This window comes from Bradyrhizobium sp. USDA 4369 (assembly GCF_054056435.1).
On the sequence record NZ_JBSRYH010000001.1, the window covers coordinates 1098812 to 1118782 of the forward strand.

21 protein-coding genes are annotated in these 19971 nt (G+C 64.4%); 14 read left to right on the forward strand and 7 right to left on the reverse strand.

All coding sequences use genetic code 11. The features are described from left to right. Window positions 1–3 precede the first annotated feature (3 nt). Entirely contained in the window at window positions 4–588 is a 585-nt protein-coding gene (locus ACVIJ6_RS05170; protein WP_456771777.1) for an NAD(P)H-dependent oxidoreductase, read from the forward strand. 2 nt (window positions 589–590) lie between these two features. Here the strand turns inward: ACVIJ6_RS05170 and ACVIJ6_RS05175 are convergent, their stop codons facing one another. After that, window positions 591–986, reverse strand: a complete 396-nt coding sequence (locus ACVIJ6_RS05175) for a RidA family protein (RefSeq protein ID WP_456776905.1) — start codon at window positions 984–986, stop codon at window positions 591–593. Between the two features lie 306 nt (window positions 987–1292). On the opposite strand from ACVIJ6_RS05175, the gene ACVIJ6_RS05180 reads away from it, so the two are divergent. From ACVIJ6_RS05180 to ACVIJ6_RS05200, 5 genes are read left to right on the forward strand one after another with little or no spacing between them, the layout of a single operon-like run. Next, window positions 1293–2297, forward strand: coding sequence for an ABC transporter substrate-binding protein (locus tag ACVIJ6_RS05180; RefSeq protein ID WP_456771778.1), 1005 nt, complete (start codon window positions 1293–1295; stop codon window positions 2295–2297). A 9-nt stretch (window positions 2298–2306) separates the two neighbouring features. Next, a complete protein-coding gene (locus ACVIJ6_RS05185; protein WP_456771779.1) occupies window positions 2307–3161 on the forward strand; it encodes an ABC transporter ATP-binding protein in 855 nt (284 codons plus the stop codon). Next, a complete protein-coding gene (locus ACVIJ6_RS05190) occupies window positions 3158–3958 on the forward strand; it encodes an ABC transporter permease (RefSeq protein ID WP_456771780.1) in 801 nt (266 codons plus the stop codon). The genes ACVIJ6_RS05185 and ACVIJ6_RS05190 overlap by 4 nt, the downstream gene beginning before the upstream one ends. Then, complete coding sequence (locus tag ACVIJ6_RS05195) at window positions 3955–5316, forward strand: amidohydrolase family protein (RefSeq protein WP_456771781.1); 1362 nt, start codon at window positions 3955–3957, stop codon at window positions 5314–5316. The genes ACVIJ6_RS05190 and ACVIJ6_RS05195 overlap by 4 nt, the downstream gene beginning before the upstream one ends. Window positions 5317–5331: 15 nt before the next feature. After that, window positions 5332–6354 carry an aromatic ring-hydroxylating dioxygenase subunit alpha gene (locus ACVIJ6_RS05200; protein WP_456771782.1) on the forward strand — a complete coding sequence of 341 codons (1023 nt, stop codon included), beginning with the start codon at window positions 5332–5334 and terminating at the stop codon, window positions 6352–6354. A 115-nt stretch (window positions 6355–6469) separates the two neighbouring features. On the opposite strand, the gene ACVIJ6_RS05205 is transcribed toward ACVIJ6_RS05200, so the two are convergent. The 6 genes from ACVIJ6_RS05205 to ACVIJ6_RS05230 all read right to left on the reverse strand — a co-directional run bounded on the left by ACVIJ6_RS05205 (window position 6470) and on the right by ACVIJ6_RS05230 (window position 11283). Beyond that, window positions 6470–7744, reverse strand: a complete 1275-nt coding sequence (locus ACVIJ6_RS05205) for an NAD(P)/FAD-dependent oxidoreductase (protein WP_456771783.1) — start codon at window positions 7742–7744, stop codon at window positions 6470–6472. 27 nt (window positions 7745–7771) lie between these two features. Further along, window positions 7772–8560 carry an amino acid ABC transporter ATP-binding protein gene (locus tag ACVIJ6_RS05210; RefSeq protein WP_456771784.1) on the reverse strand — a complete coding sequence of 263 codons (789 nt, stop codon included), beginning with the start codon at window positions 8558–8560 and terminating at the stop codon, window positions 7772–7774. 25 nt (window positions 8561–8585) lie between these two features. Beyond that, window positions 8586–9245, reverse strand: coding sequence for an amino acid ABC transporter permease (locus tag ACVIJ6_RS05215; RefSeq protein ID WP_456771785.1), 660 nt, complete (start codon window positions 9243–9245; stop codon window positions 8586–8588). 5 nt (window positions 9246–9250) lie between these two features. Next, window positions 9251–9964 carry an aspartate/glutamate racemase family protein gene (locus ACVIJ6_RS05220; protein WP_456771786.1) on the reverse strand — a complete coding sequence of 238 codons (714 nt, stop codon included), beginning with the start codon at window positions 9962–9964 and terminating at the stop codon, window positions 9251–9253. 104 nt (window positions 9965–10068) lie between these two features. Continuing rightward, window positions 10069–10923, reverse strand: coding sequence for a transporter substrate-binding domain-containing protein (locus tag ACVIJ6_RS05225; RefSeq protein WP_456771787.1), 855 nt, complete (start codon window positions 10921–10923; stop codon window positions 10069–10071). A 123-nt stretch (window positions 10924–11046) separates the two neighbouring features. Next, entirely contained in the window at window positions 11047–11283 is a 237-nt protein-coding gene (locus ACVIJ6_RS05230) for a hypothetical protein (RefSeq protein WP_456771788.1), read from the reverse strand. Between the two features lie 1066 nt (window positions 11284–12349). On the opposite strand from ACVIJ6_RS05230, the gene ACVIJ6_RS05235 reads away from it, so the two are divergent. From ACVIJ6_RS05235 to tnpC, 8 genes are all read left to right on the forward strand, one after another. Next, window positions 12350–13453 (forward strand): Fic family protein, encoded by a 1104-nt coding sequence (locus ACVIJ6_RS05235; RefSeq protein ID WP_456771789.1) that lies wholly within the window; start codon window positions 12350–12352, stop codon window positions 13451–13453. Between the two features lie 14 nt (window positions 13454–13467). Next, window positions 13468–13881, forward strand: a complete 414-nt coding sequence (locus ACVIJ6_RS05240; RefSeq protein ID WP_456771790.1) for a hypothetical protein — start codon at window positions 13468–13470, stop codon at window positions 13879–13881. A 148-nt stretch (window positions 13882–14029) separates the two neighbouring features. Then, entirely contained in the window at window positions 14030–15562 is a 1533-nt protein-coding gene (istA, locus tag ACVIJ6_RS05245; protein WP_456771791.1) for an IS21 family transposase, read from the forward strand. After that, window positions 15559–16383, forward strand: coding sequence for an IS21-like element helper ATPase IstB (gene istB, locus ACVIJ6_RS05250; protein ID WP_456771792.1), 825 nt, complete (start codon window positions 15559–15561; stop codon window positions 16381–16383). The genes istA and istB overlap by 4 nt, the downstream gene beginning before the upstream one ends. A 349-nt stretch (window positions 16384–16732) precedes the next feature. Continuing rightward, window positions 16733–17524, forward strand: a complete 792-nt coding sequence (locus ACVIJ6_RS05255) for a hypothetical protein (RefSeq protein ID WP_456771793.1) — start codon at window positions 16733–16735, stop codon at window positions 17522–17524. Between the two features lie 40 nt (window positions 17525–17564). Then, complete coding sequence (tnpA, locus tag ACVIJ6_RS05260; protein WP_456771794.1) at window positions 17565–17936, forward strand: IS66-like element accessory protein TnpA; 372 nt, start codon at window positions 17565–17567, stop codon at window positions 17934–17936. Then, entirely contained in the window at window positions 17933–18283 is a 351-nt protein-coding gene (tnpB, locus tag ACVIJ6_RS05265; RefSeq protein ID WP_316167519.1) for an IS66 family insertion sequence element accessory protein TnpB, read from the forward strand. The genes tnpA and tnpB overlap by 4 nt, the downstream gene beginning before the upstream one ends. A 59-nt stretch (window positions 18284–18342) precedes the next feature. Continuing rightward, on the forward strand, window positions 18343–19953 hold the full coding sequence (tnpC, locus tag ACVIJ6_RS05270) for an IS66 family transposase (protein ID WP_456771795.1): 1611 nt from the start codon (window positions 18343–18345) through the stop codon (window positions 19951–19953). Window positions 19954–19971 lie beyond the last annotated feature (18 nt).

Below are 19971 nucleotides of genomic sequence, written 5' to 3' on the forward strand. Positions count from 1 at the left end.
TCGATGCGCGTGCTCTATGTCTATTGCCATCCCCTCGCCGACAGCTTCCATGCCGCGATCCGCCAGGACGCGCTGGCGGCACTGGCCGAGGCCGGGCACGATGTCGATCTGCTCGACCTCTATGCCGAAGGTTTCGATCCGGTCCTGACCGCGGAGCGGCGGCGCGACTACCACGATCCGGCGCGCAACCGCCGCAACAACGCGGCCTATGCGGATCGCCTGACCGCCGCGAAAGGACTGATCGTTCAGTTTCCGACCTGGTCATTCGGGCCGCCGGCCATGTTGAAAGGCTGGTTCGACCGCATGTTCGGCCCCGGCATCGCGCTCGATCTGTCGGATCCGGCCCATGCGAGACCGATACTGCACAACATCCGCTATGTCTCGGGTATCGCCACCTATGGCCGTCCGCGCTGGCAGGCCATCGCGATGGCCGATCCGCCGCGCAAGATCATCACGCGCTATCTGCCCTGGTTCACGGCCAGGAGAACCCGCGTGCGCTACCACGCGCTCTATCACATGAACGTCGCCACCGCCGATCAGCGTGCGCGCTTTCTGGCGAAGGTCAGACAAGCGATGCGCGCGTTCTGAACTTATGGCGCGGGCGCCGCCGCGATCGCCTCGATCTCCACCACGAATTCCGGCCGCGTGAATCCCGACACGATCATCAAGGTCGAAGCCGGGGGCGTATCGCCGACATGGCGGTCGCGCGCACGCATGTAGCCCTGCATGTGCTCGCGTCCGGTGACATAGGCATTGAGACGAACAATATCGGAAAGCGAGAGGCCGTCTTCGGCGAGGATCGCCGCGATGGCGGCAAAGCAGAGGTCCGCCTGCGCCTCCGCGTCAGGCGGGATCACCCCATCGGCCGTGATGCCGAGCTGCCCCGAGGTGACCACCAGGCGATGGCCAGCCGGAACCGCGATCCCGTGGCTGTAGCGCGCGAATGGCGGATGGATGCTTGGCGGAGACAGCGCGCGACGGGACATGATGACAGGCTTGGGCAACGGACGATGCATGATGTTAGTTCACGCGCGGGACGGCCGTCACGCTGCATTATTGGCCTCATTCAAGCGCGTCTGCTGCTTGCGCTTGCACTCTTTGCTCAAGAAGTCGGCGTTGCCGCGAAGGCAACGGATTGCTCGAATCAAAATGCTTTGAGGTGACAGTAGGCCTGTGCATTCTGGATTGCAGGGCGCGACGGCCACGGGCTTGGTCTGCCGCCGACACGCGGCCCGAATGGAATCATCCCGCGTGGCGGGCTCGGCCGGCTCAAGCCGGGCGGGATGAGGTCGATGGCGAAGGTCATGAAAGCGATGGTCAAGAAAGCTCTGTCTCGCCTGCTTGGGGCTGCGTTGATCGGGAGCTCCGTGCTCGCGCCGGCATCGGCCGCCGACAAGGTCACCTTTCTCACCTCGTGGTTTGCCCAGGCCGAGCATGGCGGCTTCTATCAGGCCAAGGCCACCGGCCTCTATGAGAAGGCCGGGCTGGACGTCACCATCAAGATGGGCGGACCGCAGGTGAACGGCACGCAATTGCTGCTCGCGGGCGATGCCGACTTCATCATGGGATACGACATCCAGGTGCTCAAGGGGCGGGAGCAGAAGCTGCCGCTGGTCACCGTGGCATCGTCGTTCCAGTTCGATCTTCAGGGCGTCATGGCGCATGACGACGTCGCCGATCTCGCCGCCCTCAAGGGACGACCGGTCCTGATCGCAGGTTCGTCGCGCGTGACGTTCTGGCCCTGGCTGCGTGCCAAATATGGTTATACCGACGATCAGATCCGCCCCTACACGTTCAACCTGCAGCCGTTCTTCGCCGACAAGACGATCGCCCAGCAGGGCTATCTCTCCTCGGAGCCCTACCAGGCGCTGCAGCAGAATGAGAAAGTGAAGTTCTTCCTGTTCGCGGACGGCGGCTATCCGCCCTACGGATCGACCATCGTCACGACGGAAAAGATGATCGCCGAGAAGCCGGATGTGGTGGCCCGCTTCGTCAAGGCCTCGCTCGAGGGCTGGCGCGACTACATGCAGAACCCTGCACCCGCAAACGGTCTCATCAAGGCCGACAATCCCAAGATGACCGACGGCCAGATCGCCTTCGCGCTGGAGAAGCTGAAGGAGACCAAGGCCGTCGACGGCGGCGATGCGGCCAAGCTCGGCATCGGCATCATCACCGCCGACCGCTACAAGCAGATCTACGACTTCCTGGTCGCTGGCGAGCTGCTCGATGCCAAGACCGAGTGGCAGAAGGCGTTCGACGATCGCTTCGTCAAGGATCTCAAGATCGGCGTGAAGTGAACGGAGCCCATGAACGCGCTGCCCCCAGGCGATCGTTTCGAGGACAAGGCCGATCGCGCGCGCGAGCCCGCGGGCCGGGCTCCCGTCGTCGAGGTGCTGTCAGCGGAGAAGGTGTTCCAGAACGGCGCGCGCGGGCTGGCGCCGATCGACCTGACCATCGCCGACGGCGAGTTCCTCACGCTGATCGGCCCGTCCGGTTGCGGCAAGAGCACGCTTCTCAAGCTGATCGCCAACCTGATCGAGCCGTCCGACGGCCGGCTGCTGTGGTGGCGCGGTGGACCGGACCGGGTCGGGCAGGACGGCCGGCGGCTCGCCTTCGTGTTCCAGGAGCCGACCCTGATGCCCTGGGCCCGGGCCGACGCCAATGTGCGCCTCCCGCTCGAGCTCGCCGGTGTCGGCAAGCGCGACGCCGCGCCGCGCATCGCCGATGCGCTGGCGCGAGTCGGCTTGTCAGCGTTCAGCCGGCACTATCCGCGGCAGCTCTCCGGCGGCATGAAGATGCGGGTGTCGATCGCACGGGCGCTGGTGACGCAGCCGAACCTGCTGCTGATGGACGAGCCGTTCGGTGCGCTCGACGAGTTCACCCGCAACCGGCTCGACGATGATCTGGTCCGGCTGTGGTGGGAGCGCCGGCTGACCACGGTGTTCGTGACGCATTCGATCTATGAAGCGGTGTTTCTCTCGACCCGGATCATCGTCATGGCCGCCAATCCAGGCAGGATCTTCCGCACCATGACGATCGACGCGGCCCAGCCGCGCGATCTGGGCTTTCGCGACAGCCCGCAATTTGCCGCCTATTGCCGCGAGCTGTCGGCCTGGCTCGCCGAGGCCTCGCTGCCGCCGCGAACGGGAGGCGCCGCGTGAGGCCGCTGCTGCAATCCGAGACTTTCATCCGCATCGCCGCACCGCTCGGCGTCGGCATCGTCATGGTCGGGCTCTGGGAGATCGGCTTTCGCCTTGCAGCCGTGCCGGTGTACCTGTTTCCGAAGCCGAGCGACATCGTCACGAGCTTCCTGCAGCATGGCCCGGCCCTGCTGCGCGCGCTGTTGGTGACCCTGCGCATCACGCTGCAGGCCTTTGCCGCCGCCGTCCTGCTCGGCACCCTGATCGCCTTCATGTTCGTGCAGAGCCGTGCGATCGAGATCAGCCTGTTTCCGTATGCCGTGCTGCTGCAGGTGACGCCGGTGGTGGCGATTGCGCCGCTGATCATCATCCTGGTCAAGAACACCCAGCTCTCGCTCACGATCTGCGCGACGCTGGTCGCGCTGTTTCCGATCATCTCCAACACCACGCTCGGCCTGCGCAGCGTCGATCCGGGCCTCGCCAACTACTTCCGCATGAACCGCGCGAGCCGGCTGAAGACGCTCATCAAGCTGCGCATCCCGGGCGCGCTGCCCTACTTCTTCGGCGGCCTGCGCATCTCCAGCGGCCTCGCGCTGATCGGCGCGGTCGTGGCCGAGTTCGTCGCCGGCACCGGCGGGCGCTCGTCGGGACTGGCCTATGAGATCCTCGACGCCGGCTTCACACTGGACATTCCCCGCATGTTCGCGGCGCTCTTCCTGATCACGCTGACCGGCGTCGCGCTGTTCGCGATCATGGTGGCGTTGTCGCGGCTGGCGCTGTCGAGCTGGCACGAGAGCGAGATCGGCGCCGAGACATGACCACGATGTTGATCGAGAACGCGGCCGGCATCTTTACCGGACGCCCTGGCGATGCCATGCGGACGACGGGCGCGATCCGCATCCGCGACGGCGTCATTGCCGAGATGGGGGCGTTGCACGCCGAGCCCGGCGAGCCGCGGCTCGACGCCAGCGGCTGCGTCATCTATCCCGGTCTGGTGTCGACCCATCACCACATGTTCCAGAGCGTGCTGAAGAGCGTGCCCGCCGGCATCAACCTGCCGCTGGCCGGCTGGTTGCGCTCGGTGCCGTATCGGCACTGGTCGGGCATCGACGAAGAGGCGTTGGCGGTCGCAGCGCGCATCGCGCTGGCCGAGCTGCTGCTGTCGGGCACGACGACGGTCGCCGATCACCATTATCTGTTCAGCGACAGCTACCGGTTCGACCCAGCGCAGGTGATCTTCGATGTCGCCCGCAGCCTCGGGATCCGCCTGGTGTTCTGCCGCGGCGGCGCCACCATCGGCCGCAGCTTCGATACCGACGAGTTTCCACCGATGCCGGTGCAGACGCTGGACCGGATGCTGCAATCGGTGGAAGCCTGCGCCCAGCACTTCCACGACGCCTCGCCCGGGAGCCTGACGCGGGTGGCGATGGCGCCGACGACGCCGACATGGTCGCTCGATCCGGGTGAGCTGCGCGAGGTGATCGCCGCCGCACGGCGGATGAAGCTGCGGCTGCACAGCCATTTGTCCGAGACCGCGGATTATGTCGAGTTCTGCCTGTCGGTGCATGGCAAGCGTCCGGTGCACTGGCTCGCCGAGCATGACTGGCTCGGCGAGGACGTGTGGTTCGCGCATCTCGTGCATCTCGACGCGGAAGAGGTCGGCATTCTCGCCAGCACCGGGACCGGCATGGCGCATTGTCCGCAGTCCAACTGTCGGCTTGGCTCCGGGATCGCCCCGGCCGATGCCATGGCGCGGCTCGGCGGCGCCGTGTCGCTCGGCGTCGACGGCGCGGCCTCGAACGAATCAGCGGACATGCTGAGCGAGATGCACAGCTGCTGGCACACCCATCGCGCGCTCAAGGGAGCGCATGCGGTGACCGCCGAGGACGTCGTGCATTGGGCGACCGCCGGCGGCGCGCGCGTGCTCGGCATGCCCTCGATCGGGACGCTCGCGCCCGGCCAGCAGGCCGATATCGCGATCTTCAAGCTCGACCAGCCGCGGCACTTCGGCATGCACGATCCGATGATTGCGCCGGTGACCTGCGCCGGATCGGCCGACATCCGCTATCTGCTGATCGGCGGCCGCATCGTCGTCGAGAACGGAGCGATTCCAGGCCTCGACATGCAGAAGCTCAAAGCCGATGCAGCGCGCGTGGTGACGCGGCTGGCGGCCTAACACGGAGAGATCATCATGCTCAGCACCAAGCAGCCCGTGCTTCGCCGGTTCTGGTATGCGATCATGCCGATGGATCATCTCAAGGACGGTCCCAAGCCCTTCACCCTGCTGGGACAGCCGATCGTGCTGTTCCTCGACGACAAAAGCGAGCCCGCCGCGCTCGAGGACCGCTGCTGCCATCGCACCGCCAGGCTGTCGAAGGGCTGGTGCAACAATGGCCACGTGGTCTGCGGCTATCACGGCTGGGAATATGACCGCGACGGCAAGCTGGTGATGGTGCCGCAATTTCCGTTCGAGCAGCCGATCCCCGAGGCACGGGCGCGGGCGTTCCGGGCGCGCCAGCGCTACGGCTATGTCTGGGTCGCGCTTGACGAGCCCCTCAGCGACATCCCCGACATCCCGGAGGACGGCAAGCCCGGCTACCGCCGCATCCACCAGTTCTACGACAGGTGGAACACCGCCGCGCTGCGGCTGATGGAGAATTCGTTCGACAACGCCCACTTTGCCTTCGTGCACAAGAGCACGTTCGGCGACATCAGCCAGCCGAAGCCGGAGAAATACGAGATCGTCGAGACGGAGGAGGGGTTCGACGCCGAGACCATCATCACCGTCCGCAACCCGCCCAATGCGGCGCGGATCACCGGAACGACCGAGCCGGTCACGAAGCGCCATCAGCGCAACAAATGGTTCATGCCGTTCTGCCGGCGGCTCGACATGGAGTATCCGTCCGGCATTCGCCACATCATCTTCAATTGCGCGACGCCGATCGCGGACGGCCGCATCCAGGTGGTGCAGCTGCTGTTCCGCAACGACACCGAGGCCGACTGCTCGACGCAGGAGCTGATCGACTGGGATGCGGCGATCATCGCCGAGGATCGCGAGATGCTGGAATCGACCGATCCCGACGCGATCGTCGACATGAGCCGGAAGATCGAGATGCACATGCCCTCGGACCGTCCCGGCATGATCATGCGCAAGCGGCTGCTGGACCTGCTGCGCGCGCACGATGAAGACGAGATTCCCGCCGGCGCGGCATAATGATCAGACAGCCTGCGCTCGGCGTGGCGCAGCAACGAGCCGGCGCCTTTTGCTTGCATCGTCGATGACTTCGATCACGCGCGACGGAGCGACCGCGCGCTTGATTGCTTCCGGCTCAGGCGAAACGAGAGGCTGCAAAAGGCCGCAGATCGAGAGCGGCATCCTTGCCGGCAATGAGATCGGAGACCAGACGTCCCGTGATCGGGCCGGCCGCGAGACCCACATGTCCGTGACCGAAGGCGTGGACGATGTCTGCCGATGCCGCGGCCAGGCCGATGACCGGACGACCATCCGGCGTCGACGGCCGATGCCCCATCCAGCGCTCCACCGACAGACCCGCGCGCGAACCGAGCCCGGGATATGTCCGCAGGGCGTGTCCGATCAGGATTTCGACGCGCTGCCAATCCGGTGCGGCGTCGATGCCGGCGAGCTCGACTTGCCCGGCGAGCCGCAGGCCGGCGGTGGTCGGCGTGTTGGCCATGCGCCCGTCGCTCGGCATGACCGGACATTGCGGGCCGGCTGCCGGCGCTGCGATGACGGCATGATAACCGCGCTCGCTCGCCAGCGGCACGCGATCGCCGGCGGCCCTCGCGAGCGCCGTTGACCGGACGCCGGCGCAGATCACCGCGCGGTCGCAATCGATCCGCCCCTGATCGGTCATCACAGCGCTGAGGCGTCGATCGGCGATGACGAATCCCGTCGCGCGCCCCCGGGCGAGACGTGCGCCCCGCGCCACCGCGGCATCGACGATCGCCGCGACGTAGGCACCGGGATCAGTACAATGAGCGCCCTCGGGCACCAACACGCCGAACCGATAGTCGGGACTCAAGAGCGGCTCGCGCCGGCGCAGCGCCTCGGCCTCGAGCTCCGACCATGCCAGCCCGTTGTCCTTGCGCAGCCGCCACGCCAACGCCTCGTCGGCGAATGCCTGACGATGGGGATAGGCATAAAGCAGACCGGTCCTGCGGATGAAGTCGGGCCGGCCGATCTCCTCCGCAAGGGTCGTATGGCGCTGTGGACCGTCGCGCAGCAGCGAGGCGAGCGCGCGCGCGGTCCGCTCCACCTTCTCAACCGTCCAGCCGGCTACAAGGAAACGCAGCAGCCACGGCGCCAGCGCGGGGATCGCCGACCAGCGCAGCACCAGCGGTCCGTTCGGATCGAGCAGATAGCCGGGTACCTTGCGCCACAGGCCGGGCATGGACATCGGAATGATCGAGGCCGGGCTGATCCAGGCCCCGTTACCATAGCTGGCCGCCTGCGGCCCACCGGGTTCGTCCGGCTCGATCAGCGTGACCGCGTGGCCATCCTTGACCAGCTCCCACGCCACGGCCGCACCGACGATGCCGGCGCCGATCACCGCAACCCGCAACGCTGCGCCAGTCCGTGTCATCACTCGATCCTGTCGCCGATCGTCATTTCATGCGCTCACGGCTGCCGCCAGGCCGCTGCTGTGGAAGTGACTGAGGAAGGATCGCGTCGCCGGCTGACGCGGCGCATCGATAACCTGCGCGGCCGGCCCCTCCTCCACGACCACGCCGTCGCGCATGAACACGACAGTATCGGCGACCTCGCGCGCGAACGCCATCTCGTGGGTCACGAGCACCATGGTCATGCCTTCAGCGGCGAGTTGGCGGACCACCGCCAGAACCTCGCCGACCAGCTCCGGATCGAGCGCGGAGGTCGCCTCGTCGAACAGCATCACCTCCGGCTTCATCGCCAAAGCGCGCGCGATCGCCACGCGCTGCTTCTGGCCGCCGGACAGCTTGTCGGGCGCGACATCGGCTTTGTCCTTCAACCCGACCTTCTCCAGCAGCTTGAGCGCGGCCTCGCGCGCCGCGCCGCGCTCGACCTTCTGCACCGTGACCGGCCCCTCCATCACGTTCTGAACCGCGGACATATGCGGGAACAGGTTGAAGTTCTGGAACACCATGCCGGTGCGGGCGCGGAAGGCTGCGAGTTCCTTGTCGGCCGGCAACCTGTGGCCGTTGGTAAAATCCATCATGCGCTGATCCACCCGGATGACGCCGCTGTCCGGGATCGTCAGCAGATTGAGACATCTCAGCAAGGTCGACTTGCCGGACCCGCTGGGGCCGATCAGCGCGACCACGCCGCCACGCGGCACGCGGAGCGAAATGTCCTTGAGCACGCTGACGGTGCCGAATGCCTTCTTCACATGCGCCATTTCGATCATCGGAGCATCGGACATGCTTGCCTCCTGCATGGACATCGCCTCACCGCGCCAGCCGCGCTTCGAGCATGCTTGCAGCGCGCGTCATCGGGAACAGGATGATGAAGTAGATGACCGCGATCATGGTGTAGGTCTCGAGCGGCCGGTAGGTCGCCGAGGTGATCAGCTGCCCCTGATAGAGCAGGTCCGGCACCGCCAGCACGGACAGCAAGGACGTATTCTTCAGCTGCAGCACCACCTGGTTCACCAGCGGCGGAATCATCCGCTTCAACGCCTGCGGCATGATGATCCGTCGCATCAGGTCGACGCGGCGCATGCCGAGCGCCCGGCCGGCATCCCATTGCCCCATATCGATCGAGACGATGCCGCCGCGGATGATCTCCGAATAGAAGGCGCCGCCATAGAGGCTCAGCGACATGAAGGCTGCCACCGCGGGCGACAGTTCGACGCCGATCAACACCGGAAGCGCATAGTAGATCCAGACCAGCTGGACCAGCACCGGTGTGCAGCGAAACACTTCGACCAGCATCGTCAGCGGCGCAGACACGAACCGCAGCTTGGACAGGTTCGCGATCGCGACCACGCACCCGATGATGAACCCGCTCACGGCCGTCAGCAGCGTGAAGCCGATCGTATAGGCAGCGCCGACGCCGATCAGCCTGCTGTATTGCAGGAGAAACCCGAAACTCCAGTCATAATGCATCGCAGCTATCCCCTGCCTTGCAATTGCGGATAGGCGGTTTGGATCAGCCCGGAATAGAACCAGCGCCCGAGTGTGATGATATCGTAGACCGGCACTCCAAACGCGCGCGACACCTCATCGGCAAACGGCGGCAGGTTGGTGCATTCGAACAGGACGGCGCCGATCTCGGGACGGTCCGAGAGCAGCGCGCGCACCGCCGCAAGCACCTCGCTCTGCAGCGCGTTACGATCGTAGGCGCGGCCGTGCTCGATATGCGCGCGCAGGCTGCTGTCCGGGGCGAGGCCGACGCGCGGCGTCGCCGGGTCAGCGCCGACTTCGGCAAAATGCCGGTCGGTCAACGCGTCCGCATCATAGGTGACCACGCCGGCGCGACGGCCGGACGGAAGACAGCGTTCGATCAGCGGCAATTGGAGCAGGCTCGATGTCGCGAGCGGCAGGCTCATGCGCGCCGACAGCTCGCGCTGGCGGCTCGCCAAAAAGCCGCACGAGGTGATCAATCCGATCGCACCTTCCGCCTGCAGCTCCTCACCGGCGGCAACGAACGCATCCATCAGGTCGGCATCGTCGCCGCCCACGATCTTGCGCGCGCTCGCGCCGGGCACGGTCTTGTAGACGACATCGAAGGGCCAGCTCGCGGAATGCCCGACATCGCCCGGCGGCCGCGCGATGGCGATGTCGAGCATGATGATGCCCAACGGCGGCTGTCGTCCATGTTGCATCGATCGGATGTCCCCTGCCGCTCCGCGGCGGCCTCTTCCGGATTCAAGCGAGAGCGCAGACATGACACTGCCCGCGTCTGCATGCGACGCGGGCAGTGTCAGGTTCAGAACTGCAGACCGGGCGGAATGTCCTGCTCGCCGATATTGACGAGCTGCAGGCTGGAGAGAATCCACTCCCGCAACGCGCCGAGCGCGCGGCTATATTCGAGCCAGTTGTCGACATAGGTGCGGAAGCGCGTATCGCTATCCACGCGCACGCCGCAGCAGGTCGGCTGCGCGGCCACCGGCGTCGGGATGAGGACCCTGCCGACCTTGGGGTTCTTCTTGACCGTGACCAGCGACAGCATTGCCACCTGGATCAGGCAATCCGCCCGTCCGGACTGCACCGCCAGCACCGCCTCGTCCGGCGTCTTCAGCGCGACCAGCGTCGCCTTCGGCAGGATCCGGCGCGCGTAGAGGTCGTGCGTCGAGCCGATATCCACGGCGACCCGTACCTCCGGCTTGTTGAGATCGTCCCAGGTCTTGGGCTCGAAGCCGGACTTGGCGATGATCGTGAAGGTGTTGTTCATGATCGGGCGGGTGAACTCCACGACCAGCGCGCGCGACGGCGTCGGACTGAGGCCGAACATGATGTCGATCTTGTTGCTCTGCAGATCGAGCACCGAATTGCCCCAGGTCGACTCGATGATCTCGACCTCGGCCTCCAGCGACTTGGCGAGATCCGTCGCCATGCTGACGCAGAAGCCCGACCACTGCCCGGTGGCGAGGTCCTTGTGATAATAGGGCTCCGTCCCGACGATGCCGGCGATGCGAAGCTTCTTCGTGCGGCGGATCTGCGCAAACGTGCTCTCGGCCGGCTGGGTCTGGGCCACAGCCTGCGACACGGCGGAGCCGGCCGCCATGGCGGCTGCGGCAGCGCCGAGCCCGACGAGTGATCCGATGTCACGACGATTGACCATATCAAGCTTCCCCTCTTTGGTTGAATTCCTTTAGGCCGGATTAGCACGCCAGATCCGATCCATCACGCTGTACCTCGTCCGGCAGCGGTGACGAGCTGGATCGCGCCGAGTTCAGACTGGCCGTCAGAGCACAGCACGATGCTGCCCTCCTCGATGCGCCAACGTGCAATCTTCGTTGATGAGGCAATTAGCGGACCAGATGACGTTGTCGCGCAAAGCCTGGGTCAGAAGCGTACCGATGAAGCCAAGCGCGAGCGCGCATTGCGGCGCAAGGGTCACGTCTGCGGCTGCCGAGATCTGCTTGATGTCGCCCGTCGTCGCGTGCTCAATCAGGTCGAGATGATGCGTTGCGGTCTCCACGGCGACTCGTGCGAACCCTGATGAGGACCTTTGGACAAGCACTGACGACGATGGTCCGAGCCTTCAGAAAGCCGCCGCCAGCATGGAGATTTCCCGCGTCCGACCTTGGTAGCGAAGCTTTGGCCCGCGCTCAAGCCGAGTTCCTTCAGACGCGTCGACCAAGGTAACTTGATGCCACCGCTCTGCCAGCAGGCCGGCGATGTCGGCACCAAGCTGCGGGGCGCCCAGACCTGCAATCTCCTGCGGCGATGGACCTAACGTCGACTAACACCGGCTCGCTTGGCGTGAACGCCTCGCGCAGGGCAGTCTGCCGTTGCATGCCTGCGGATTGATGACCTCGGCCTCATCGATCTGCACGATGCGTGTCTCGCCAGTTGGAACTGGCTACTGCCAACTCATCCGCGCAGCCGACATCAATGACGAGGTCGGCACAAACAGACGGCATGCGGATCGACCGTCATCGCCATTGATGCCGGTCGCGAGTCCGTGGTCGTCGCGAATGACGCCCTGCCCCGTCATCGTCGAGACAACGGCAACGCCGAGCGCCGGCTCTCATCAACAAAGGGCGCAAGGAAAAAATGGCGGACACAAACGAAAACTCCCGCAGCCGAGGTGGCTACGGGAGTGTCGTTGGTTGCGGGGATAGGATTTGAACCTATGACCTTCAGGTTATGAGACAGATTGCCTCACGTACAAACAATTGATTTCTCTAAATTATTTTCATGCAAAAATAAATGTGTGCTAGCAAATGTGCTAAAATTCACGATTTTTGCCGCCTCGTTAAGCACGCAAGGCTGGAACAGCCGCCGATCAGAACCGGCCCCTCCGTGGGGATTACAAAGGAAGCCACTGCGTTGTCGCAACCACGCCCGGAGCAATGAAGAAGCGGGTAAACGACGGAGCGAGATCATTCGGCTCTTTCGAAAAATGGACCTCGCCTGCCGTTAGAGACAAGCCTTTGAAATTGTTGAATTGACGGTATTATTTGCAGGATGAGCTATAGAAACGCTTGCTATAGCTCATTTTTAGGCCAATAATTGAGCTATAGAAGGAAAGTCTATAGCTCATGCCCTGGAACTGGGAAGACCCCAACTGGCCACATTTTTCCTATGACACCAAGACTTTAGACAAGCTTGAGACCGATTTCTTGCTGCGCTCGGGCGAGTTCATCGGCGCCTTCAAGCACGCCACTCAGGACGAACAGACCAACCTGCGGATCGAGCTGATCAGCGAGGAGGCTCTCAAGACCTCCGAGATCGAGGGAGAGATCCTCAACCGCGACAGCGTCCAGTCGTCCCTGCGCTACCAGTTCGGCCTCTCCAAGGATCAGCCCGGTATCCCGGCGGCTGAACGCGGCATCGCGCAGATGATGGCCGACCTCTTCCGCAACTTCGCCGCCCCCCTCACCCACGAGACCATGTACGGCTGGCACAAGCTGCTGATGACCGACAGCCGCTCCATCCAGGTGATCGGCAATTACAGGAAGCATCCCGACCCCATGCAGGTGGTCTCCGGGCCGATCGCCCACCGCAAGGTACACTTCGAGGCACCTCCCTCCGATCGCATGGCAGAGGAGATGGAGGCGTTCGTCACCTGGTTCAACGAGACATCGCCGGGCGGCTCCCACGCGCTTCCTGCACTGACCCGCGCCGGGCTTGCCCACCTGTATTTCGTCAGCATCCACCCGTTTGAGGACGGCAACGGCCGCATCGCCCGCGCCTTAGCCGAAAAGTCACTTGCCCAGAACCTCAACCAGCCCACGCTGATCGCATTGGCCTATACCATCGAGCGCAAGCGCAAGGCTTACTACGACGCGCTTGAGCATAACAACAAATCGGTCGAGATCACCGACTGGCTGGTCTACTTCGCCGAGACTATCCTTGAGGCCCAACAGAACACCAACAAGCGCGTCGAATTCTCGCTGGCCAAGACCAAGTTCTACGAGCGCCTGCGCGACCAGTTGAACGAGCGCCAGCAGAAGGCTCTTGCCCGCATGTTCAAGGAGGGTATCGACGGGTTTAAGGGCGGACTCAGCGCCGAGAACTATATCACGATCACCCGCGCCTCGCGCGCCACCGCTACCCGCGACCTGCAAGACCTCGTCGCCAAGGGCGCGCTTACCCGAATGGGCGAACTACGGCATACGCGCTATTTTTTGAAACTAGATTGAAGAAGCACGCACTCATGACTGAGTCAGATTTTGCGGTTGCGATCTTCCCGTTCCTCAAGACATCGTCACCCGTGCGGATTGGCGGCTATAGCTTCCGTTCCACCGAAGACATCGCAGGACTACCACCGCACCAGGAAAAGGCGATTGGCGAACTCGCCCAAATGCTCTTTGTGCAAGACGATCTGCGTGTAAAGTCAGCCTCCTACGCCATACTCCCAGCTATTCAGGTCCATTCCGGCGATCAACGCCTGAGCCAGCTCGCACATCTCCGCGACGTGGTAGCCTATCTTTACGCCTCTCCACACGATGTCTTCGAAAACGTATTCCTTTCGCCGGAAGAGACCAGCCTTGTACTATTTACGCCTGGGCGCGTGAGCGTATTTTGCGCGACGACAATCAAGGTGAGAACCCAGCGACAATCAGGATGAGAGAGTGCCGGCGGGAGCGGGACGAAGGGAGGGCGTAGCCCGACCGGAGGACCGCTCCCGCCGGCGGCGCGTCCCTTTCAGGCCGTCTGGCGGCCGGGTGTGGTTAGCGCAAGCTGTTGATTCGTCTCGACAAGAGAGGATCGACGGCTTGCCTGGCCTCCACATCACCGACCACCAGATGAGGCTATACATGAGTTACCGATTGACGTTATCGGCCGAGGCCGCGGCGGCCAAAGCCGGGTTTTCGACGGCGAGTGCCTACCGGATCGAGGCCGATCCGCGGCTGCCGTCGCAGAAGCAGGAGCCGCGTGGCCGGCGGCGGCCTGATCCGCTGGCGCCCTATTGGGACGCCGAGATCGAGCCGATCCTGAAGGCCGCACCGGGTATCCGGGCGGTCGGTGTGCTGGAGGAGCTGCGCCGGCGCCATCCCGATCTCAATCCCAACATCCGCCGCACGCTGGAGCGGCGCATCACGGCCTGGCGCGCCTTCAATGGGCCCGAGCAGGACGTCATCTTCCGCCAGGAGCATGAGCCCGGGCGGCTCGGCCTGTCGGACTTCACCGATGCCGGCGTGCTGGGTATCACCATCGCGGGCGTGGCGCTCGACCACCGGCTCTATCACTTCCGGTTGGCGTTCTCCGGCTTCGCGCACGCCCATGTCGTGCTCGGTGGCGAGAGCTTCGTCGCATTGGCCGAAGGCCTGCAGAATGCGCTGTGGGCGCTCGGCGGCGTCCCCAGAGAGCATCGCAGCGACAGCCTGTCGGCAGCGTTCCGCAACCTCACGATCGATGCGCGCGAGGACATCACGCAACGCTACGACGAACTGATGCGGCATTACGGCATGGTGGCGACCCGCAACAATGCCGGCATCGCGCATGAGAACGGTTCGATCGAGAGCCCACATGGCCATCTCAAGAAGACGCTGGAGGACGCGCTGCTTTTGCGGGGGACGCGCGACTTCGCCGACCTCGATGCCTATCGCGCCTTCGTCGACATGGTCGTCGGCCGGCGCAACGCCCATCTCGTCAAGCGGATCGCAATCGAGAAGGAGACGCTGGCGCCACTGCCGAGAGGTCGCAGCAGTGACTTCGAGGAGAAGGTGATCCACGTGACCTCGTCGGGCGGCTTCATCCTGCGCCGCGTGTTCTACACGGTGCCGTCGAAGCTGATCGGTCATCGTCTGCGCGTGCGCATCTACGATGATCGCCTCGAATGCTTCATAGGCACCACGCAGGTCGCGACGCTGCGTCGTGGTCGTCCGGTGTCGGACAAAAAGGGCGGACATGTCGTCGACTATCGGCACGTCATCCACGCCCTGCGGCGCAAGCCGATGGCGCTCGCCAATCTCGTCTATCGCGATCAGCTGTTCCCACGGGCCGCCTATCGACGCGCGTTCGAGACTCTGCAGGAACGATATGACGATCGTCATGCCTGCAAGGTGACGGTCGAGCTTCTCGCCCTCGCTCACGAGCGGGCCTGCGAGGCAGAGCTTGCCGAGATCGTCGCCAGAGATCTCGATGCGGGACGGCTGCCTGACCTTGCCGCGTTGCGCATCCGCTTTCGCCCGGAGCAGGCCGCGATCCCGCACGTCGCCGTCGAGCTCGCACCGCTCGCCGCCTACGACGAACTGGCGTCCATCGGCTTCGTGCCGGCAACCTCGAATACGGGAGATGCAGCATGACCAGCACGACCACATCCATCGATGCCGCGCGTGTCGAACTCCTTCTCACAGAGTTGCGCTTGCCGAGCGTCAAGGCGATCTGGCCAAAGCTCGCCGCGCAATCTGACAAGGAAGGCTGGCCCGCGGCGCGCTTCCTCGCCACGCTCGCCGAACACGAGGTGGCCGATCGTGGCCGTCGCCGCATCGAGCGGCACATGACGGAGGCACGCCTGCCTGCGGGCAAGACGCTCGCGACATTCGACTTCGAGAGCGTGCCGACGCTGTCCAAGGCGCAGGTGATGGCACTCGCCGCAGGTGACGTCTGGCTCGAGACCGGGGCCAATCTGTTGCTGTTCGGTCCGCCCGGCGGCGGCAAGAGCCATCTCAGCGCGGCGATCGGGCTTGCCCTCGTCGAGAACGGCTGGCGCGTCCTGTTCACGCGCACGACGGACCTCGTGCAGCAGCTGCAGGTGGCGCGGCGTGAACTGGCTCTGGAATCCGCGATCGCCAAGCTTGATCGCTATGACCTGCTGATCCTCGACGACATCACCTACGTCTCCAAGGATCAGGCCGAGACCAGCGTGCTGTTCGAGCTGATAGCCACCCGCTACGAGCGGCGCTCGCTCCTGATCACCGCCAACCAGCCGTTCGGCGAGTGGGGCCGCATCTTCCCCGATCAGGCCATGACGCTCGCCGCCGTCGACCGCCTCGTCCACCACGCCACGATCATCGAGATGAACGTCGAGAGCTACCGCCGCAAGGCCGCCCTCGGCCGCAAGCGCGGCGCCAGCCGGCCACCAGTCCATGCTACGCCGAAGGAGGTTCAAAGCTCCGCTGATTGACGCTGCCGCACCGCTGATTGTCGCCCAGCGTCAATCAGCACTTGCCAAGCCGGACGTCCGCGACAATGATCCCAGGATCCCGGCCCCAATCTTCTCATCCAGATTGACGCCCAGTTCTCATCCTGATCGTCGCGCTACAGTATTTCTTACCCGCCCACAACATCATACTCGAAGCGTCGCACCTGGCCCTGGTCCAGAGCCGGACCCCGGTCACAATGTTCCCGGATACAATGGTCTCTACAACCTTCGCCACTCCTTCTGGGTCGAGCCAGGCTCTCGGGTCTACGGCTCCAAACCGCACATAACGCTGAACATCTCGCAAGACCTCTACGCTGACTTCGAGCATCGGATGGTCGGACTTCCCCACCACCACCTGCTGCTTGACCTTCTGGAAAAGCCGGAAACACCGACATCCTTGCGCATCTTTTCAGCTCTGCGCTGGTTCAACGCCGCCAACGAAAGCGGACTAAGCCAGAGCCAAGCCCTTCTGAATCTGGCCGTAGCATTCGAAACTCTGCTGCGCCTACCCGAGTCTTCAAAGACCGATCGACTGGTTGACGCGATCTCTCTTCTGCTCGGTCGTACGGAGAGGCTCGACGAGTGGGCGCAGCAATTCTACAACGCACGTTCGCGCGTGGCACATGAAGGAGATGTGCGCGATCAATATTTCTATGCGGGTGGCAAACGTCAGACTTCTGGCATTTTCGGCTCTCTAATGCTTTATGGTCGACATATCTTCCAGCTGTGCGTGAGCACTGTGCTCGTGGGAATCGACCTCGCCGAGCGCGCTAAACTTCGCGAGAGATTCGTTTCCAACAATGAACGCTTTCAGAAACTCTGTGACTCATTGCAAAGCAAGTCAGGAACCGCCAGCGACCGCCTGCTGGGCTTGGCACCTACTATACGGGCGCTGGAACATTATCGGTTCGTTGGTAGTGTTATCGATCCTGGTCCGCAGCTGACTACTGTACGCCTTGCCTCTCTCACCCTTGCGAAATGCAGCGATAGCTTACTCGAAGACCTTGCAACTGCGCTGGCCGATTGTGCAGCGAGCAAGCGTGGCGACAAGGAAATCCAGCAACTCTCCAGAATTGAAGCTCTCCGTAAGCCCCCGGTGACGGCCACCTTGCGTCGGCAGTGAGGCTTCGCGAAGCCATAGGACTAGTCCTGGAGCTAGTCCTATGGCCAAAGCGGAAGTTGAAGTGATCACGTCGGAGCGGCGACGGCGGCATTGGTCGCGGGCTGACAAGGAGCGCATCGTCGCTGCAGCGTTGCAGCCGGGTGCGACGATCCTGGGCGTGGCGCGCGCGTTTGGTGTGCATTCCAGCCAGGTGTTCCGCTGGCGCCGGCAGCTGTGCGGCAAGGAGACTGCCGTGCCCGGCTTCGCCGCTGTGACGATTGCAGCCGATCGCGATCTTCACGCAGCGGCAGCTCCGCCTCAGGGGCTGATCGAAGTCGAGATCGGGACTGAGACCAAGATCCGGATCAGCGGCGCGGCGGATGCCGCGACGGTGACGGCGGTGATCACGGCGCTCCGGGCGGGTTCGCGATGACGATCCCGATCCCCTCGGGCACACAGGTCTGGCTGGCGACCGGCCATACCGACATGCGCAAGGGCTTCGACGGCCTGGCGCTGCTGGTCCAGGAGACCTTGAAGCGAGATCCGCATGGCGGCCATCTGTTCGTGTTCCGCGGCCGCAGCGGCGGACTGATCAAGGTGCTGTGGCACGATGGCCAGGGCATGTGCCTGTTCGCCAAGCGGCTGGAGCGCGGCCGCTTCATCTGGCCACAGGCTGTGGACGGAGCTGTGACGATCACGCCGGCCCAGCTCGGCTATCTGCTCGAAGGCATCGACTGGCGGCATCCGCAGCGGACGTGGCGCCCGGAAGCTGTTGGTTGAGCGCTCGAACGTCACGGCACTGATGCGTACCGGGCGGAGCTGTGATTCCATCTTCTGTGATGATCACAGCCGATTCGCTCCCTGATGATGTCGCGACGCTGAAGGCGCTGGTGCTCGCCGGCCAGGCGGCCCAGCTTGCGGCGGAAGCCAAGGCACGCAATCTCGAAGCCGAGGTCCGCGCCCGCACGCTGCTGATCGAGCAGATGAAGTTCACGATCGCCAAGCTCAAGCACGAACAGCACGGCCAATCCTCCGAGCGCGCCTCGGTGCTCGATCAGCTCGAGCTAGAACTCGCCGACCTCGAGGAGGATGCATCGGAGGCCGAAGCCGATGCGCAGCTGGCAGCCGAACGCGCCAAGGCCGCGAAGATAGACGTGCAGCCATTCGAGCGGCGGCGTCCGGCGCGGCGGCCGCTGCCCGAAGACCTGCCGCGGGAGCGCATCGTTCATCCCGCGCCGGCCCATTGCCCGTGTTGCGGCGGCGACAGGCTGCGCAAGATCGGCGAGGACGTGACCGAGACGCTGGAGCTCGTGCCGCGGCAGTGGAAGGTGATCCAGCACGTGCGTGAGAAGTTCTCCTGCCGCGCCTGCGAGGCGATCAGCCAGCCGCCGGCGCCGTTCCATCCGATCTCGCGCGGGCGCGCTGGACCGCGTCTGCTCGCGCACATCCTGTTCGCCAAATACGGATTGCACCTGCCCCTCAACCGGCAGAGCACGACGTATGCGCATGAAGGTGTGATGCTGGACGTCTCCACGCTGGCCGACTGGGTCGGCGCGGCGGCGGCGACATTGATGCCGCTGGTCGAGGCGATCAAGGCGCATGTACTCGCTGCCGAGCGCATCCATGCCGACGACACCACGGTGCCGGTTCTGGCCAAGGGCAAGACGCGCACGGGGCGCGTCTGGACCTATGTGCGCGACGATCGGCCCTTCGCCGGGCACGCGCCGCCGGCCGCCGCGTTCTTCTACTCGCCCGACCGCTCCGGCACCCATCCAGAGGCGCATCTTGCGATCTATGCCGGACCGATGCAGGCGGACGCCTATGCCGGCTTCAACAGGCTCTACGATCCATCGCGGAAGCCGGGCCCGGTCATCGAGGTCGGCTGCTGGGCGCATGCACGGCGCAAGTTCTTCGAGATCGCGCGGCTGAAGAAGGCGCCGATCGCGATCGAAGCGATCGCGAAGATCGACGCCCTGTTTGCGATCGAGCGCGAGATCAACGGTCTGCCGGCCCACGAGCGCAAAGCCGCGCGCCATGCGCGCAGCCGCCCGCTGGTCGATGAGCTTCATGCCTTCCTGTACGAGCGCCGCGCCAAGCTCTCCGGCAAGAGCGAGACCGCCAAGGCGATCGACTACAGCCTCAAGCGCTGGGAGGTGTTCACGCGCTTCATCGACGATGGCCGGCTGTGCATGACCAACAACGCGGCCGAACGCGAGCTGCGCGCCGTGGCCGTCGGCCGCAAGAACTGGACCTTCGCCGGCTCCGACGATGGCGGCCGCCGTGCCGCCGCCATCTACACCCTGATCCAGACCGCCAAACTCAACGGCATCGGTCCGCTGGCCTGGTTGACGGACGTGCTGCTGCGGATCAATGATCATCCGGCGTCGAGGCTCGACGAGCTGCTGCCGTGGAATTGGTCAAAACCCAGAACCCTTGTCGCCGCTGCCTGATCAGATGAAGATCACGTT

Coding starts and splice junctions, on each gene's coding strand:
- ACVIJ6_RS05205 (WP_456771783.1), bottom strand. CDS start 7,744: ATGACACGGACTGGCGCAGCGTTGCGGGTTGCGGTGATCGGCGCCGGC.
- ACVIJ6_RS05210 (WP_456771784.1), bottom strand. CDS start 8,560: ATGTCCGATGCTCCGATGATCGAAATGGCGCATGTGAAGAAGGCATTC.
- ACVIJ6_RS05170 (WP_456771777.1), top strand. CDS start 4: ATGCGCGTGCTCTATGTCTATTGCCATCCCCTCGCCGACAGCTTCCAT.
- istB (WP_456771792.1), top strand. CDS start 15,559: ATGACCAGCACGACCACATCCATCGATGCCGCGCGTGTCGAACTCCTT.
- ACVIJ6_RS05225 (WP_456771787.1), bottom strand. CDS start 10,923: ATGGTCAATCGTCGTGACATCGGATCACTCGTCGGGCTCGGCGCTGCC.
- ACVIJ6_RS05235 (WP_456771789.1), top strand. CDS start 12,350: ATGCCCTGGAACTGGGAAGACCCCAACTGGCCACATTTTTCCTATGAC.
- tnpB (WP_316167519.1), top strand. CDS start 17,933: ATGACGATCCCGATCCCCTCGGGCACACAGGTCTGGCTGGCGACCGGC.
- ACVIJ6_RS05220 (WP_456771786.1), bottom strand. CDS start 9,964: ATGCAACATGGACGACAGCCGCCGTTGGGCATCATCATGCTCGACATC.
- ACVIJ6_RS05195 (WP_456771781.1), top strand. CDS start 3,955: ATGACCACGATGTTGATCGAGAACGCGGCCGGCATCTTTACCGGACGC.
- ACVIJ6_RS05240 (WP_456771790.1), top strand. CDS start 13,468: ATGACTGAGTCAGATTTTGCGGTTGCGATCTTCCCGTTCCTCAAGACA.
- ACVIJ6_RS05215 (WP_456771785.1), bottom strand. CDS start 9,245: ATGCATTATGACTGGAGTTTCGGGTTTCTCCTGCAATACAGCAGGCTG.
- ACVIJ6_RS05255 (WP_456771793.1), top strand. CDS start 16,733: ATGGTCGGACTTCCCCACCACCACCTGCTGCTTGACCTTCTGGAAAAG.
- ACVIJ6_RS05200 (WP_456771782.1), top strand. CDS start 5,332: ATGCTCAGCACCAAGCAGCCCGTGCTTCGCCGGTTCTGGTATGCGATC.
- tnpA (WP_456771794.1), top strand. CDS start 17,565: ATGGCCAAAGCGGAAGTTGAAGTGATCACGTCGGAGCGGCGACGGCGG.
- ACVIJ6_RS05175 (WP_456776905.1), bottom strand. CDS start 986: ATGTCCCGTCGCGCGCTGTCTCCGCCAAGCATCCATCCGCCATTCGCG.
- ACVIJ6_RS05180 (WP_456771778.1), top strand. CDS start 1,293: ATGGCGAAGGTCATGAAAGCGATGGTCAAGAAAGCTCTGTCTCGCCTG.
- ACVIJ6_RS05185 (WP_456771779.1), top strand. CDS start 2,307: ATGAACGCGCTGCCCCCAGGCGATCGTTTCGAGGACAAGGCCGATCGC.
- tnpC (WP_456771795.1), top strand. CDS start 18,343: ATGATCACAGCCGATTCGCTCCCTGATGATGTCGCGACGCTGAAGGCG.